Raw genomic sequence first — 15,552 nt, 5'->3', positions numbered from 1 at the left:
GCGTTCGTTGGCCCGGCGTAGAGTGCCGCGCGCCGCCGCTTTGGCGTTGCTACTGGCCTCCGCTACGGCGTGTGCAAATGACGTTCCCGAGGCAAAGTGGTCCAACGGACTGCTGCCGGACGCCATCACCCAGCAGGGTGAGACCGTCACGGCCCTGTGGAACGGAGCGTGGATCGCCGCGCTCGCCACCGGCGGAGTGGTCATCGGCCTCATCGTCTGGGCCTGTCTTTTCCACACCAGGCGCAGGGCCAAGGCTGATCTCCCGCCGCAGGTTCGCTACAACCTGCCGATCGAGATGCTCTACACCCTGGTGCCGCTCGTCATGGTGTCGGTGTTCTTCTTCTTCACCGCCCGTGACAGCGAGGAGCTGAGCCGGGTGACGGGCGACGCCGACGTGAAGGTCAAGGTGGAGGCGTTCCAGTGGAGCTGGCGTTTCACCACCACGACGGCCGACGGCAAGACGACCGAGCCGGTGAGCGGCATGCCGGTGAGCGACTACCAGCAGGGTCCGCAGCTCGTGCTGCCCGTGGACAAGAAGGTGGAGTTCGACCTCTTCACCGATGATGTGATCCACTCCTTCTGGGTGCCCGACTTCTTGTTCAAGCGGGACATCATCCCCGGCATCCCCGATGACAACCCCGGGCGCAAGTTCGAGGTGACCACCCTCAGCAAGCCCGGCGTCTACGCCGGCCGGTGCGCCGAGCTGTGCGGCGTCGACCACAGCCGCATGCTCTTCTCGATCAAGCTCGTGACGCAGCAGGAGTTCGACCAGTACGTCGCGTCCAACCAGGCGGGGAGTGCCCAGTGACCGCCATCCAAGAGCCGATCACCACCCCGGCCCCGCCGGTGCGCCGGCCCACCTCCAAGGGCCGGATCATCGCCAAGTGGCTGTCCTCCACGGACCACAAGGTGATCGGCAACCTCTATCTGATCACCTCGTTCATGTTCTTCCTGGTCGGCGGCATCATGGCGCTGGTCATGAGGGCCGAGCTGGCCCAGCCGGGGCTGCAGTTCACCAGCAACGAGCAGTTCAACCAGCTGTTCACCATGCACGGCACGATCATGCTGCTGATGTTCGCGACGCCGCTGTTCGCGGCCTTCGCGAACGCGGTCATGCCGCTGCAGATCGGCGCCCCCGACGTGGCGTTCCCGCGGCTCAACATGGTGAGCTACTGGCTCTACCTGTTCGGCAGCCTCATCGCGGTCTCGGGCTTCCTCACCCCGGGCGGCGCGGCGTCCTTCGGCTGGTTCGGGTACGCGCCGCTGTCCAACGCGGTCTACTCGCCCGGCATCGGCGGCGACCTGTGGATCATGGGCCTGACGATGTCGGGTCTGGCGACGATCCTCGGCGCGGTCAACTTCATCACCACGATCATCTGCATGCGCGCGCCCGGCATGACCATGTTCCGGATGCCGATCTTCACCTGGAACATCCTGCTGACCAGCATGCTCGTGCTGATGGCCTTCCCGGTGCTGGCCGCCGCGCTGCTCGCGCTGGAGTCCGACCGCAAGTTCGGCACGCACATCTTCAGCTCCGAGGTCGGCGGGCCGATGCTGTGGCAGCACCTCTTCTGGTTCTTCGGCCATCCAGAGGTCTACATCATCGCGCTGCCGTTCTTCGGCATCATCACCGAGATCCTGCCGGTCTTCAGCCGTAAGCCGATCTTCGGCTACATCAGCCTCGTGGCCGCGACGATCTCCATCGCCGGCCTATCGATGACCGTGTGGGCGCACCACATGTTCCCCACAGGCCAGGTGCTGCTGCCGTTCTTCTCGTTCATGACCTTCCTCATCGCGGTGCCGACCGGCGTGAAGTTCTTCAACTGGGTCGGCACGATGTGGCGCGGTCACCTGAGTTTCGAGTCGCCGATGCTCTACTCGATCGGCTTCCTGGTGACGTTCCTGCTCGGCGGTCTGACCGGCGTCATCCTGGCCTCGCCGCCGCTCGACTTCCACATCAGCGACACCTACTTCGTCGTCGCCCACTTCCACTACGTGGTGTTCGGCACCGTGGTGTTCGCGATGTTCGCCGGGTTCTTCTTCTGGTGGCCCAAGCTCACCGGCAAGATGCTCGACGACAGGCTCGGCAAGGTGCAGTTCTGGCTGCTGTTCATCGGCTTCCACGCGACGTTCCTGGTGCAGCACTGGCTGGGCATGCTCGGCTTCCCGCGCCGCTACGCCGACTACGGGGCCGCCGACGGCTTCACCGACCTCAACATGATCTCGTCCGTGGGCGCGTTCGTGCTCGGGGCCTCGACGCTGCCGTTCTTCTACAACGTCTGGAAGACCTGGCGCACGGCGCCCAAGGTCACCGTCGACGACCCGTGGGGCTACGGTGGCTCGCTGGAGTGGGCGACCTCCTGCCCGCCGCCGCGCCACAACTTCACCAAGCTGCCTCCCATCCGGTCCGAGCGTCCCGCGTTCGACCTCAAGTACCCGCACCTGTCCGCCAAGCCCGCGCCGGAGGTGGAGGCCTGATGAAGGTCCAAGGTTGGCTGTTCCTGCTGTGCGGCCTGTTCTTCGCCGGTGTCACCGTCGCCTACTGGTTCTGGACCAAGGCGGCGACCGGGGTGGGCGAGCCGGTCGGCACCACCGCGCTGGCCATCTCGGTCGGCTTCGCGTTCATGATCGGCTACTACCTGATGTTCACCGCGCGGCGCATCGGCGCCCAGCCGGAGGACAACAAGCAGGCCGACATCAGCGACGGCGCCGGTGAGATCGGCTTCTTCAGCCCCAGCAGCTGGTGGCCGCTGTTCGTCTGCCTGGCCGCCGCCTTCACCTTCGCCGGGTTCGTCATCGGCCTGTGGATGTTCATCATGGGCGTGTTCCTGGTGATCATGGCCATGATCGGGTTCGTGTTCCAGTACTACCGGGGCCACTTCTCGCACTGACCCCTCGTCCATGAGCGGGCGTCCTTCTTCAGAGGGGACGCCCGCTTTTTGGTGTTCTTTACTGGACTGCGGATGTGGCCAAACGATCACCGAGGGTAATAACAGAGATGAATCTGCTCGACTCGGACGGGGGGAGTGCTGATGGGGCGCGTAGCGGGTCGATCGATGAGCCTGGGCCTGGGCATGGCCGTGCTGCTGACGGCGTGCTCGGCGAGCATCGCCGCCGACGAGGAGCGCAAGGCGGCGCCTGACGCCACTGTGGCGATCCAACCGGCCGACCGGGCGGCCGACGTGCCGACGGACCAGACGGTCGTCGTGGCGGCCCATGGAGGCACGCTCAGGAGCGTCACCGTACGCAGCGAGGACGGTGCCCTGCCGGGCGTGCTGAGCGCCGACGGGACCCGCTGGCGCAGCACCGCCACCGCCCGCCCCGGCACCACCTACACGATCCGCTCGGTCGCCGCCAACAGCGACGGCAAGCAGACCGAGAAGAGCAGCACGTTCTCCACCGTCAAGGCGGCCACGTCCTTCGACATCGAGAGCATCTCGCCCAGCAAGAACACCACCGGCCTGACCGTCGGCGTCGGCATGCCCATCATGATCGCCTTCGACCAGCCGATCGCCGACCGGGTCGCGGTCGAGCGCAACCTGCTCGTCCGTACCTCCAAGCCCGTCGAGGGGGCCTGGCACTGGTTCGACGACAAGCGGGTCGACTTCCGGCCGCGCGAGTACTGGCCCGCCCACACCGACGTGCGCGTCGAGGCCAACCTGGCGGGCGTGCAAGGCGGCAAGGGCATGTTCGGCAAGCGCGACCTGGCGATCGACTTCAAGATCGGCCGATCGCAGATCACCAAGGGCAGCGTCGACGAGCACGTGCTGGTCGTGCGGCGGAACGGCAAGAAGATCCGCGAGATGCCGATGAGCGCCGGCAAGGGCGGAGTGATGAAATATCACACCACCTCAGGCATCCACCTGGCCATGTCCCGCGAACCGGTCACCATCATGACCTCGCCCGGCATCGGCCCCGGCCAGGCCGGCTACTACCAGATGACCGTGTACAACACGGTGCGCATCTCCAACAGCGGCGAGTACGTGCACAGCGCCCCCTGGTCGGTGGGCTCCCAGGGGTACGCCAACGTCAGTCACGGCTGCGTGAACGTCAGCCCGGACAACGCGGCCTGGTTCATCAAGAACACCCTGATCGGCGATCCCATCATCATCACGGGCTCCCCGCGCCCGCTGGAGCCGACGAACGGGTGGGGGCACTGGCAGGAGAACTGGAAGCAGTGGCTCAGGTGGAGCTCCATCAAGGACGGGCCCACCCTGCCGTTCTCCTGACCTCGTACGGGCCTGACCGCGGCGGGGCCGCGGTCAGGAGGAGACGGAAGCGCTGGTCTTGATCCAGCCGTCGAGGGTGGCCGAGGCGCGGCCGGAGTCGACGGCCTGGGTGGCGCGGGCGTAGGCGTCGATCATGGCCGAGTCGAGGTCGTCGCCGGGGCCGTCGAGCGCGACCAGGGCGGCGGCGGCGTTCAGCAGGACGGCGTCGCGCACCGGCCCGGTCTTGCCGCCGAGCAGGTCGTGCACCGCCTGGGCGTTGAAGGCCACGTCGCCGCCGCGCAGGGCGCCCGCCTCGGCGCGCGGGATGCCGAGCACCGCCGGGTCGAAGGTGGTCTGGGTGGCGCTGCCGTCGGCGACCATCCACACCGTGGAGGTGGTGGCGATGGTCAGCTCGTCGAGCCCGTCGTCGCCGCGGAAGACCAGCGCGGAGACGCCCCGCTCGGCGAAGACCCCGGCCAGCACCGGGAGCATGCGCGGGTCGTAGACGCCGATGGCCTGGGCGGCCGGGCGGGCCGGGTTGGTGAGCGGGCCGAGGAAGTTGAAGACGGTGGGGACGCCGATCTCCTTGCGGGTCGGCCCGGCGAAGCGCAGCGCGGGGTGGTAGACCGGCGCGAAGCAGAAGGCGATGCCGGCCTCGGTCGCCACCCGGGCGGTCTGCTCGGGGGTCAGGTCGAGCCGGATGCCGAGGTGCTCCAGCACGTCGGCGGCGCCGCACGAGGAGGAGGCGGCGCGGTTGCCGTGCTTGACGACGCGGGCGCCCGCGGCGGCGGCCACGATGGCGGCCATGGTGGACACGTTCACGGTGTGGGCGCGGTCGCCGCCGGTGCCGACGACGTCCACGACCGGGCCCTCGAGGTGCAGCGGCGTGGCGAGGTCGAGCATCGTGCGGGCCAGGCCGGTCACCTCGGCCACGGTTTCGCCCTTGGCGCGCAGCGCGACCACGAAGGCGGAGATCTGGGCGGGTGTGGCGGTGCCGGACATGATCTCCCGCATCGCCCAGGCCGTCTCGTCGGCCGTGAGGTGCTCCCCGGACAGGAGCGCGGAAAGGATGGCCGGCCAGGTCGTCCGCGAGTCCACGTCAGGCACCTACTTGGCGTTGAGTCGGGTGGAGGAGCGACGGCGCATGAGGTCGGCGACGGTGTCGGCCAGCACCATGGGCTCCAGGGGCTGGGACACGACGGCGTCGGCCCTGGACCAGTCGGCCAGCCAGCGGTCGTCGCGCCGGGCGATGATGAGGCAGATGGGCGGGCAGTCGTAGACCTCGTCCTTGGCCTGGCGGCTGACGCCCATGCCGCCCGCGGGCTGGGTCTCGCCGTCGAGCACGGCCACGTCGATCTCGCCGGAGCCGAGCCACTGGTGCACCTTGGGCTCGGTGGCGCACTCCACGACCTCCACGAAGGGCACGTCCATCGCCGGCCGCCGGCCGATCGCCTGCCTTACCGCCTGCCGGGTGGCGGCGTCGTCGCTGTAGACGAGGACCTTCATCGTGTCGGTGCTCACGGTCGCGCTCACTATCGGTCGTAGCGGTAGGGTCATCTGGGATCGTACCGTTGGCACGGCGTGCGGACCCAGGTTGGCGCCCCTGGCGGGCGATATGTCCCAATTATCCCAGGTTAGACGCCTGATTGTTCCCGCTAACGGGGGGGCGTGCGCCGGACCGACCACCAGAGCCGCAATAATGCTGCCCGTGGCGACAGCATCCGCAATTACTTCGACGACGACAGGTCAGCCGTACCGCAGACCCAACCTGGTCAGCGTGGGTACGATCGTCTGGCTGTCCTCTGAGCTCATGTTCTTCGCGGCGCTGTTCGCGATGTACTTCACCATCCGGTCGGTGAGCGTGGGCCAAGGCATCGACTGGGCACCCGCCTACATCCCGGCGGGCGCCTCGGCCGAGGGCCTGGCTCACCTGAACATCCCGTTCGCGACGGTCAACACGACGATCCTGGTTCTGTCCAGTGTGACGTGCCAGCTCGGCGTGTGGGCCGCGGAAAAGGGGCAAGTCAGCAAGCTCAGGTTCTGGTATCTCGTCAGCTTCCTGATGGGGTCGGTGTTCATCGCCGGCCAGCTGTACGAGTACATGGAGCTGGCGAGCATGGGCGCGACCTTGTCCGCCAACCCCTACACGTCGGTGTTCTACCTCACGACGGGCTTCCACGGCCTGCACGTGACCGGTGGCCTGATCGCGTTCCTGTTCGTGCTGGGACGTACGTACGCCGCGAAGCGCTTCACGCATGAGCAGGCAACCAGCGCCATCGTCGTGTCCTACTACTGGCACTTCGTCGACGTCGTCTGGATTGGTCTTTTCGCGACCATCTACATCATTCAGTAAGGAACGGGACCTCTGTGACTAGGATCACCGCGTGGCGGCGGCATCCCCTCGCGAGATATGCCGTCCTGATTCTGGCGTTGGCGCTGGTCGGGACGGCATATGCCACCTTTGTGCAGGTGAGCAAGCCCGCTGACGCGGCGCTCGCGTCGGGCAAGGTGGACGACGTGGCGAACGGCAAGAGCCTCTTCCAGGCTCACTGCGCCAGCTGCCACGGGCTCAACGCCGAGGGCACGTCGACGGGCCCCACGCTCATCGGCGTCGGCGCCGCCTCCGTCGACTTCCAGATGAGCACCGGACGGATGCCCGCGTCCAACCCGGGTGCCCAGGTGCCGCGCAAGCCGCTGCCCGAGTGGGTCGACAGCGACAGCATCAGCGACATCGCGGCGTACGTGCAGTCGCTCGGCGGCGGTCCCACCGTGCCGTCCGGCGACCAGGTGGACCCGGCGCTGGGCGACGCCGCCAAGGGCGGTGAGCTCTTCCGCGCCAACTGCATCCAGTGCCACAACTGGGCGGGCGCCGGCGGCGCCCTGACGCGGGGCAAGTACGCCCCCAACCTGAACGAGTCTTCTCCCACCCAGATCTACGAGGCGATGGTCACCGGCCCGCAGGCGATGCCGGTCTTCAACGACACGACCATCACGCCCGAAGAGAAGCGCAACATGATCGCCTACATCGTCCAGGTGCGGGAGCAGACCGACCCCGGAGGTTTTGCCCTGGGTCGGATTGGCCCGGTAACCGAAGGCCTCGTAGCCTGGGTCGTGGGCATCCTTGCCCTCGTCCTCGCCGCAATCTGGATCACCGCGAAGAAGCGACAGAAGTCATGACTGACAACGAGCACGAGATCGAGCAGCCGGACGAGCGCGTCCCCAAGCGCGTGATCGGCACCCCGCCGCCGGGCACCCCGATGCTCGGCGAGGCGGAGGCGCGCGACGCCGGCGACGCCGGGGGCGAGACCCCCGGCATCACGCTGCAGGACGAGAAGAGGGCGAGCGGGGCCGAGAAGCTCGTCGCCCTCTGCTTCCTGCTCGCCTTCCTGGGAGGCGTCGCGTTCCTCGTCTCCTACGTGGTGTTCCAGGTGGGCAGTCCCGAGGCGACCGGAGTCTCCAACCTGGCTCTCGGCAGCTCCCTCACCGTGGCGGTGCTGGGCCTGGCCGTCGGCATCGTCGTCTGGGTCCGCCAGATCATGCCGAAGTACGCCCTGGTCCAGGAGCGCCACCTGATGGTCTCCGGCGAGGACGACCGCGAGGTCGTGGCCGACACCTTCGTCGAGGGCGCCAACGAGAGCGGCTTCGTCAAGCGCAAGATGATGCGCCGCACGCTGCTGTTGGCGGCCGCGCCGCTCGGCCTGATCCCCCTGATCCTGCTGCGCGACCTCGACAACACCAAGATGAAGGCCACCAGCTTCAACAAGCTGCTGCGCCACACCGTCTGGGGCGAGAAGACCGTGGAGGGCCAGCCGCGACGCCTCATCGTCGAGGGCACCGGCCAGCCGATCAGGGCGGCCGACTTCAACTCGCCCGGCGGCATCCTGTCCATCGTCCCCGAAGGCTACGAGCACGACCTGAACGTGCTCGCCAAGGCCACGCTGATCCTGATCAAGTTCCGGCCCGAGGAGCTGAAGTCGGGCGTCAACAAGAACTGGACGCACGACGGCATCGTGGCCTATTCGAAGATCTGCACGCACGTCGGCTGCCCCGCGGCCCTGTACGAGCAGACGACCCACCACATCCTGTGCCCGTGTCACCAGTCGACGTTCGACGCCGCCGACGGCGCCAAGGTCATCTTCGGTCCGGCGGCCCGGCCGCTGCCGCAGCTGCCGATCACCGTCGACAACGAGGGTTTCCTCGTCGCGGCCGGTGACTTCCCGGTGCCGGTCGGCCCCAGCTACTGGGAGCGCGGCGACGCCGAGGCGGAGGCCAGGGCCAAGGGAGGCCAGGCATGAGCGAGCTGACAACCGTGCCCAAGGCGGTCGGCGGACCGTCCAACTGGCTCGACGAGCGCCTCGGCGGAGCCAACTTCCTCAAGCGCAACCTGCGCAAGGTCTTCCCCGACCACTGGTCGTTCCTGCTGGGTGAGATCGCGCTCTACTCGTTCATCATCCTGCTGCTGACCGGTACGTTCCTGACGTTCTGGTTCAAGCCGAGCATGGAGCACGTCCTCTACGACGGCTCCTACGCGCCTCTGCAGGGCGTGGGGATGTCCGCGGCCTACGCGTCGTCGCTGGAGATCAGCTTCGACGTCCGCGGAGGTCTGCTCATGCGGCAGATGCACCACTGGGCGGCCCTGCTGTTCATCGCGGGCATGATGGTCCACATGCTCCGGGTGTTCTTCACCGGCGCCTACCGCAAGCCACGTGAGATCAACTGGATCATCGGCATCCTGCTGCTGACCCTGGCCCTGGCCGAGGGCCTCACCGGTTACTCGCTGCCGGACGACCTGCTCTCCGGCGCGGGCGCGCGCATCACCCAGGGCGTGGCGATCTCGCTGCCGCTGGTCGGCACGTACGTCTCGTTCTTCCTGTTCGGCGGGGAGTACCCGGGCACGGATCTCATCTCCCGGTTCTATGCGCTGCACATCCTGCTCATCCCGGGCATCCTGCTGGCGCTGATCTCGGCCCACCTGGTGCTCATGTGGGTGCAGAAGCACACCCAGATGCCGGGCAAGGGGCGGGCCAACACGAACGTGGTGGGCGCGCCGTTCTACCCGGCGTTCATGGCCAAGGCGGGCGCCTACTTCCTGTTCACGCTCGCCGTGGTGGCAGGGCTGTCGACCTTCGCCCAGATCAACCCGATCTGGATCTACGGTCCCTACACGCCCGCCGACATCTCGGCCGGGTCCCAGCCAGACTGGTACATGGGCTTCCTCGAAGGATCCCTGCGCATCATGCCGGCGTGGGAGATCAACATGTTCGGCACGGCCCATGCCGGCACACTGCCACTGAGTGTGATCATCCCGGCGTTGTTGCCACTGGGGCTCGTCATGACGGGTCTGGCGCTCTATCCGTTCCTGGAACGCTGGATCACGGGCGACCACCGCGAGCACCACATGGCGGAGCGCCCGCGCAACAACCCGCACCGCACCTCGATCGGCATGGCCGGCATCTCGTTCTACGGGGTGCTCTGGCTGCTCGGCGCGAACGACGAGATCTCGGCGTTCTTCCACATCAACCTGAACTGGACCACGTACGCCGGCCGCGTGCTGGTGTTCGCCGCCCCGGTGCTGGCGTACATCATCACCTACCGGATCTGCCTGGGCCTTCAGCGTTCGGACGCCGAGGTCGTCTCCCACGGCGTGGAGTCGGGTGTCATCAAGCGGCTGCCGCACGGTGAGTTCATCGAGATCCACACGCCTCCGGCGGAGGACATCGAGGCCCACGTGCGGGGCAAGGAGCCGGTGGCCATGCTGCCGATGGCCGAGGACCCGTCCGGCATCCCGCACAAGGGCATGCGCGGGCCGATCGGCAAGCTCCGTGCCCGCATGTCCAAGGCGTACGGCGGGGAGAAGATCCCCCTCGTCGACGGCCACGGCCACGAGGAGGAAGAGCGCGCCGCGGTCGGTCCCGGCGAGGAGGACCATACGCTGACGCGATAGACGGTGGTCAAGGGGCTCGGGCGGTTCGCCCGGGCCCCTTTGCCTTTCCCGGCGTGGGGGGTTCTTTTCTTTTACGGCACGGCCAGGGAAGGCCTACCCGCCGCACCTGGCCGGGGGCCTCCAGGAATACGGCCGCTGATCCCGCACGGGGCCGGGCGCCGTTACGCGCGCCTGCTGGGCCGTCTGAGCGGTAGTCGTGGACCGCTGCTTCTCGCTGACAGGAGACAGCCTGGAAGCGGAGGCCGGGGCTGAGAGGTGGTGAGTCGGCGGCCGGGGCTGAGAGGTGGTCAGTCGGCGTCGGGGAAGCCGATGGAGAAGGCGGCGTCGAGGTCGTGCTTGGAGTAGGCGCGGAAGGCTATGTGGGTCTCGGTGTTGAGCACGCCGGGCACCTTGTTGATGCGGCCGGGGATCACCTCGGCGACCTGCTCGTACTCGGCCACGCGGACCATGGCCAGCAGGTCGTAGGCGCCGGTGATGGAGTAGACCTCGCTGACGCCGTCGATCTCGGCGATCGTCTCGGCGACCTCCGGGATGCGGTCGACCTCGGCGTTGATGTGAACGATAGCCGTGACCATGGAACTACTGTATCGAATCACCGCAGAGGCCGCCCTTCGCGGTGGCGGACGCGGTCGATCCCCTGATAGGCCAGGTCGATGCGGGCCTTGTGGCGGGCGGCGCCGTGGGCCGGCAGGCTCCACTCGCCGTCGACCTCGACCAGCCGCACCCCGGGTGACTCCAGCCATCGCAGGATGCACTCGGTCTCCTCGGCGCTGGCCGCGTGGACCGGCCCGGGGCCGGGGATGACGGCCTCGGCCGTGGCGGTGAGCGACTCGACGAACGGGGTGGGGTGGGCGCCGCGCGGCATCACGCCGGCCGCGGCGAGGCGGCCGTAGCGGATGACGTGGATGTCCCAGCCGCCGTCGAAGGCGGGGCTGGCCGCCACCAGGTGGGGGATGCGGGTGACGGCGGAGAGCCGCTGCATGCGGGCGGCGGTGCGGACGAACGCGGCCAGCCGGTCGCGGTCGACGGACGCCTCCTCGTAGCGCTGCTCGACCGACAGCCGCTCCATCCGGGCCGAGACCGCGGAGAAGACGGGGGAGGCGTCCAGTGTCATCGCCCGCCGCGCCGCCTCGGCGTGGGCCAGGTAGTCGGCCTGGCTCTGCTTGCCCTCGCAGGGGGCGCCGCAGCGGCCCATGTCGTGCAGGACGCAGGCCGAGCGGAGGGTGCGCAGGCTGATCGGCTGCGTGCACTGGCGCAGCGGCACCGCCTCGTGCAGCGCGGTGCGGGCGTCGTCGGCCAGACGCGTGCTGGAGAAGGGGCCGAGGTAGGCGGCGTCGTCGTCCTTGACCTCGCGCACGATCGACAGGCGCGGGAAGGGCTCCTGGGTGAGCTTGAGCCAGAAGACCTTCTCGGGGAACCGGGACCTGCGGTTGTAGCGCGGCTTGGCGCCGCCGATCAGCCGCAGCTCGCGCACCTCGGCCTCCAGCGCCGTCGCGCACACGACGTGGCGGACCCGATCGGCGATGCCGATCATCTCGCGGATGCGGGGCCTGGTCTCGCTGGCGGTGAAATAGGAGCGCACCCGGTTGCGCAGGTTGGTGCTCTTGCCGATGTAGAGGATCTCGCCGCGCTCGTCCTCGAAGAAGTAGACGCCGGGCGCGTGCGGCACCGACTCGGCGAGGTGGCGCTTGCTCTGCTGCTCGGGCGTGGGGGCGCGGACGAACGACTTGAGCTCCTCCAGCGTGTGGACCTGGAAGGAGCCGGCCCGCTCGATGAGCCCGTGGAGCACGTCGACGGTGGCCCTGGCGTCGTGGAGCGCGCGGTGGCACGGCTCCGTCGAGGCGCGGAAGAAGCGGGCCAGCGTGGACAGCTTGGCGTTGGGCGTCTCGTCACGGGTCAGCACGCGCCGGGCCAGGTCGACCGTGTCGACGACCGGGTTGGCCGGCGGGGGATAGCCGTGGGCGGCGCAGGCGGCCTTGAGGAAGCGGGTGTCGAAGCCCGCGTTGTGGGCGACGAGCGTGGCCCCTCTGATGAACTCCAGGAAGCTCGGCAGCACGGCCTCCACGCGCGGCGCCGCCATGACCATCGCGTCGGTGATGCCCGTCAGCACCGAGATGAACGGCGGGATCGGGCCACCGGGATCGACCAGGGTGGAGAACTCGCCCAGCACCTCGCCCGCCCGGACCTTCACCGCGCCGATCTCGGTGATCTTGTGCTCGGCCGGTGAACCGCCGGTGGTCTCGAGGTCGAACACCACGAAAGTGACTTCGCTCAGCGGGGTGCCGAGCTCGTCGAGAGTGCCTTGAACGGGATCCACGAACCAAGACCATAGAGAGGGCCACCGACAGTTGCGGAGCCGAACGAATAACTATTCGGCCTGTTCCTTCGTTACGCTTCCCCTTGTGTCCCAGGAACGACTCGCCCGCCGTTACCTCCTGCTGCGGCCGCTCGGCAGCGGCGGCATGGGCCGGGTCTGGCTGGCCAGGGACGAGATGCTCGACCGCGAGGTGGCCGTCAAGGAGCTGACGCTGCCCGAAGGGCTGCCCCCGCAGGAGCGCGCCGAGCTGATCGCCAGGGCCGCGCGCGAGGCGCAGGCCACGGCCCAGCTCCGTCACCCCGGCATCGTGGCGCTGCACGACGTGGTCGTCGAGCACGACCGCCCCTGGCTGGTCATGGAGCTGCTGCGCGGCCGCACCCTGGGCGACGCGGTGCGCGAGCACGGCCCCATGCCGCAGGAGTACGCTGCCAGGATCGGCGCCGAGATGCTCGACGCGCTGTCCGCGGCCCACGCCCGCGGCCTCCAGCACCGCGACGTCAAGCCCGGCAACGTGTTCCTGACCGACAGCGGCAGGGTGGTGCTCACCGACTTCGGCATCGCCCGCCAGGAGGGCCAGGCGACGCTCACCGAGCAGGGCCTGATGATCGGCTCGCCGGGCTTCATCGCGCCCGAGCGGCTGGAGGGCGACCCGGGCGGCCCCGCCAGTGACGTGTGGTCGCTCGGCGCGACCCTGTTCACCGCGGTGACCGGCGCCCCCGCCTACGGCGGCACGGCGGCCGAGCGCATCCGGGCGACGCTCACCCAGCCGGTGCCGCACGCTCCCGGCCCGCTCGGCCCGGTGATCGCCGCCATGATGGCGCCCCATCCGGCCGCCCGCCCGCCCGCGCCGCAGCTGATCCAGGCGTTACGCCAGGTCGCGGCCGGTCAGCAGGCGCAGCTGCCCGCCCACCACGAGGCCACGACGCCCGTGCGGGTCAGGAAACGCGGCAGGCCGCTGCTGTGGGTGGCCGTCGCCGCGGTCGCGGCCGTGGTGGTCGCCGCCGCCACGACCACCGTCCTGCTGATGCGCGACCGGGCCTCGGGCGGTGTCCCCGAGGCGTTCACCGCGCCGATGGACGTGTGCTCGCTGCTCGGTGAGGAGGAGGTCGGCCTCTTCCTGCGCACCCAGCAGCCGCCCAAGGCGACGCCCGGCTCCGACGAGGTCGGCCCCCGCTGTCAGTGGCCGATCCAGGGCAGCGGGGTGGAGCTCCAGGTGCAGAAGGACTCCGACACCCGGGACCCGTGGGCGATGACCCCCGAGACGGCCCGCACCCTCTTCGCCAACCAGCGGCGCTGGTGGGACACCCACGACAAGCTCGACTGGACGTGGCCCGAGATCGGGACCAAGGCCAGCGTCCCGGTGACCCGCACCCCCGTGCGGACGATCGCCGGCGTCGGCGAGGAGGCGTTCGCGTTCGAGCTGAAGGGCGGCACCGGCCGCATCCACACCGCCATCGTCCACTACCGCCTTTCCAACCTGGTGGTCTTCGTCGGCTACACGGCGCTGTCCGAGCGGCTCGGCGACGAGGACATCAAGCAGGCGGCGGTCAAGGCCGCGCAGGCGACCGAGCGGGCGTTGCGCCATGCCGGTTGACGCCTACCTGCTGGCCGGCCGCTACCGGCTCGTGGAGCGGCTCGGCGAGGGCGGCGCCGGCACGGTGTGGCGGGCCCGCGACGAGACGCTCAACCGCGAGGTCGCGGTCAAGCAGGTGCGGATCCCGCCCCGGCTGACCCCGGCGCAGCGGGCCGAGTTCGCCGACCGGGCGATCTACGAGGCGCGGGCCGCCGGGCGGCTGCGCGACCCGGCCATCGTCGTGATCCACGACGTGGTGCTGGAGGCCGACCAGCCCTGGATCATCATGGACCTGGTCACCGGCCGCTCACTCGACCAGGCGATCAAGGACTTCGGTCCGCTGCCGCCGCCGAGCGTGGCCCGCATCGGCCTGAGCGTGCTGTCGGCGCTGCAGGTCGCCCACTCGTACGGCATGGTCCACCAGGACGTCAAGCCGGCCAACATCCTCCTCGACGCCGACGGCTCGGCCATGCTCACCGACTTCGGGATCGCCGTCACCATGGGCGCCAAGGGCGACCGCTACGGCAGCGCCGGGTCGCCCGGCTACATGGCGCCGGAGCGGCTCAACGAGCAGCCGTCCGGCCCCGCCTCCGACCTGTGGTCCCTCGGCGCGAGCCTCTACACCGCCGTGGAGGGGCGGCCGCCCTTCGCGCGGCCCAACCCGGCCGCGATGGCCGCCGCCGTGCTGCTGCACGACCCCCCGTTCCCTGCCAGGGCGGATCGCGAGCTCGGCGGGCTGCTGATGGCGATGCTCGCCAAGGACCCTGCCGCGCGCCCCACCGCCGGGCAGGTCCGTCAGGCGCTGGAGCACGCCGTCTCGCCGGGCCGTGCCCCCGCGCCGTCCGCGGGCCGGCGCCGGGTCCGGTGGCTGGTGCCGGTGCTGCTCGCCGCCGTCGCACTGCTCGGCACCGCGGGCTGGTACGGGTGGACTGTGCTCTACCAGGGCGAGCCGGGCCGTTACGCGGCCGCGCCCGACCCGTGCCGCCTGCTCACCGCCGCCCAGGCCGAGCAGGTGGTGGGAGGCGCGACGGGGGCGGAGAAGACCCGCGAGGGCGAGTGCCAGTGGCGTCTGCAGCAGGGCTCCCTGGTCACGCGCAGGGTGACCGTGCGCGTCTGGATCGAGCGGCCCGACGGCTCGCGCGGCGCCCCCGAGGTGGCTGCCCGCCGGTTCGACATGGAGCGCGCCAGCAGGCGGGCCGCCGAGGGCTCGGTGTTCCGCGAGCGGGTCGGCGAGGTGCGCGACGTGCCCGGTACGGGCGAGGCCGCGTTCGTGCAGTCCCGCTTCGAGCGCTACATCAACTCGCCCGACTCCGGCCGGGCCGACACCGCCGTGCTGCTGCGCGACAGCAACCTGATAGCCGAGGTGGTCTGGCACCGGACGGACATCGGCATCGACGATCCCGCCGACGAGAAGACCGCCGTCGACGCCGCCGGGATGGTCTCGGGTGCGTTGCGAGGATGAGGTCGTTCAAGTGGCTTGCAACCGGGCTGACTAGCATGTCTCCCCGCA

Annotated in this window: 14 protein-coding genes; 10 read left to right on the top strand and 4 right to left on the bottom strand. The window is 69.4% G+C overall.

Annotated features, from left to right (window positions below; translation table 11 throughout):
- Positions 1-40 precede the first annotated feature (40 nt).
- The 4 genes from FR742_RS22765 to FR742_RS22750 all read left to right on the top strand — a co-directional run bounded on the left by FR742_RS22765 (position 41) and on the right by FR742_RS22750 (position 4,229).
- Positions 41-808: a cytochrome c oxidase subunit II gene (locus FR742_RS22765; RefSeq protein WP_246639776.1), complete on the top strand. Its 768-nt coding sequence runs from the start codon at positions 41-43 to the stop codon at positions 806-808.
- Positions 805-2,478: a cytochrome c oxidase subunit I gene (gene ctaD, locus FR742_RS22760; protein ID WP_148032813.1), complete on the top strand. Its 1,674-nt coding sequence runs from the start codon at positions 805-807 to the stop codon at positions 2,476-2,478. The genes FR742_RS22765 and ctaD overlap by 4 nt, the downstream gene beginning before the upstream one ends.
- Positions 2,478-2,891: a cytochrome c oxidase subunit 4 gene (locus FR742_RS22755; RefSeq protein WP_148032812.1), complete on the top strand. Its 414-nt coding sequence runs from the start codon at positions 2,478-2,480 to the stop codon at positions 2,889-2,891. Before ctaD ends, FR742_RS22755 begins: the two co-directional genes overlap by 1 nt.
- Before the next feature lie 165 nt (positions 2,892-3,056).
- On the top strand, positions 3,057-4,229 hold the full coding sequence (locus FR742_RS22750) for an Ig-like domain-containing protein (protein ID WP_261808684.1): 1,173 nt from the start codon (positions 3,057-3,059) through the stop codon (positions 4,227-4,229).
- Between the two features lie 33 nt (positions 4,230-4,262).
- On the opposite strand, the gene trpD is transcribed toward FR742_RS22750, so the two are convergent.
- The gene (gene trpD, locus FR742_RS22745) at positions 4,263-5,306 is read right to left on the bottom strand and encodes an anthranilate phosphoribosyltransferase (RefSeq protein WP_148032810.1); all 1,044 of its coding nucleotides are present in this window, start codon (positions 5,304-5,306) and stop codon (positions 4,263-4,265) included.
- A gap of 9 nt (positions 5,307-5,315) precedes the next feature.
- Positions 5,316-5,714: a hypothetical protein gene (locus FR742_RS22740; RefSeq protein ID WP_148034755.1), complete on the bottom strand. Its 399-nt coding sequence runs from the start codon at positions 5,712-5,714 to the stop codon at positions 5,316-5,318.
- Positions 5,715-5,907: 193 nt separating this feature from the next.
- On the opposite strand from FR742_RS22740, the gene FR742_RS22735 reads away from it, so the two are divergent.
- From FR742_RS22735 to FR742_RS22720, 4 genes are read left to right on the top strand one after another with little or no spacing between them, the layout of a single operon-like run.
- Positions 5,908-6,561, top strand: a complete 654-nt coding sequence (locus FR742_RS22735; RefSeq protein WP_148032809.1) for a heme-copper oxidase subunit III — start codon at positions 5,908-5,910, stop codon at positions 6,559-6,561.
- 14 nt (positions 6,562-6,575) lie between these two features.
- Entirely contained in the window at positions 6,576-7,385 is an 810-nt protein-coding gene (locus FR742_RS22730; RefSeq protein WP_148032808.1) for a c-type cytochrome, read from the top strand.
- Entirely contained in the window at positions 7,382-8,503 is a 1,122-nt protein-coding gene (locus FR742_RS22725) for a ubiquinol-cytochrome c reductase iron-sulfur subunit (RefSeq protein ID WP_148032807.1), read from the top strand. The genes FR742_RS22730 and FR742_RS22725 overlap by 4 nt, the downstream gene beginning before the upstream one ends.
- On the top strand, positions 8,500-10,152 hold the full coding sequence (locus FR742_RS22720; protein WP_148032806.1) for a ubiquinol-cytochrome c reductase cytochrome b subunit: 1,653 nt from the start codon (positions 8,500-8,502) through the stop codon (positions 10,150-10,152). Before FR742_RS22725 ends, FR742_RS22720 begins: the two co-directional genes overlap by 4 nt.
- Positions 10,153-10,439: 287 nt before the next feature.
- Here the strand turns inward: FR742_RS22720 and FR742_RS22715 are convergent, their stop codons facing one another.
- Positions 10,440-10,727 (bottom strand): Lrp/AsnC family transcriptional regulator, encoded by a 288-nt coding sequence (locus FR742_RS22715; RefSeq protein WP_148032805.1) that lies wholly within the window; start codon positions 10,725-10,727, stop codon positions 10,440-10,442.
- 17 nt (positions 10,728-10,744) lie between these two features.
- Positions 10,745-12,469: a DEDD exonuclease domain-containing protein gene (locus FR742_RS22710; protein WP_148032804.1), complete on the bottom strand. Its 1,725-nt coding sequence runs from the start codon at positions 12,467-12,469 to the stop codon at positions 10,745-10,747.
- Positions 12,470-12,554: 85 nt separating this feature from the next.
- Here FR742_RS22710 and FR742_RS22705 point away from each other — a divergent pair, with 85 nt between their 5' ends.
- Together FR742_RS22705 and FR742_RS22700 are read left to right on the top strand one after the other, a co-directional pair.
- Entirely contained in the window at positions 12,555-14,063 is a 1,509-nt protein-coding gene (locus FR742_RS22705) for a serine/threonine-protein kinase (RefSeq protein ID WP_148032803.1), read from the top strand.
- A complete protein-coding gene (locus FR742_RS22700) occupies positions 14,053-15,504 on the top strand; it encodes a serine/threonine-protein kinase (RefSeq protein WP_148032802.1) in 1,452 nt (483 codons plus the stop codon). Before FR742_RS22705 ends, FR742_RS22700 begins: the two co-directional genes overlap by 11 nt.
- The last annotated feature ends 48 nt before the right edge of the window (positions 15,505-15,552 follow it).

This window comes from Nonomuraea sp. C10, assembly GCF_008017515.1.
GTDB lineage: Bacteria > Actinomycetota > Actinomycetes > Streptosporangiales > Streptosporangiaceae > Nonomuraea > Nonomuraea ferruginea.
This window is presented reverse-complemented; position numbering and strand designations above follow the sequence as displayed.

Bases quoted from the DNA above. Each gene is read 5' to 3' on its own strand.
- FR742_RS22725 (WP_148032807.1), top strand. From the start codon at position 7,382: ATGACTGACAACGAGCACGAGATCGAGCAGCCGGACGAGCGCGTCCCC.
- FR742_RS22720 (WP_148032806.1), top strand. From the start codon at position 8,500: ATGAGCGAGCTGACAACCGTGCCCAAGGCGGTCGGCGGACCGTCCAAC.
- FR742_RS22735 (WP_148032809.1), top strand. From the start codon at position 5,908: ATGCTGCCCGTGGCGACAGCATCCGCAATTACTTCGACGACGACAGGT.
- FR742_RS22715 (WP_148032805.1), bottom strand. From the start codon at position 10,727: ATGGTCACGGCTATCGTTCACATCAACGCCGAGGTCGACCGCATCCCG.
- FR742_RS22755 (WP_148032812.1), top strand. From the start codon at position 2,478: ATGAAGGTCCAAGGTTGGCTGTTCCTGCTGTGCGGCCTGTTCTTCGCC.
- FR742_RS22750 (WP_261808684.1), top strand. From the start codon at position 3,057: ATGAGCCTGGGCCTGGGCATGGCCGTGCTGCTGACGGCGTGCTCGGCG.
- FR742_RS22700 (WP_148032802.1), top strand. From the start codon at position 14,053: ATGCCGGTTGACGCCTACCTGCTGGCCGGCCGCTACCGGCTCGTGGAG.
- FR742_RS22740 (WP_148034755.1), bottom strand. From the start codon at position 5,714: ATGAAGGTCCTCGTCTACAGCGACGACGCCGCCACCCGGCAGGCGGTA.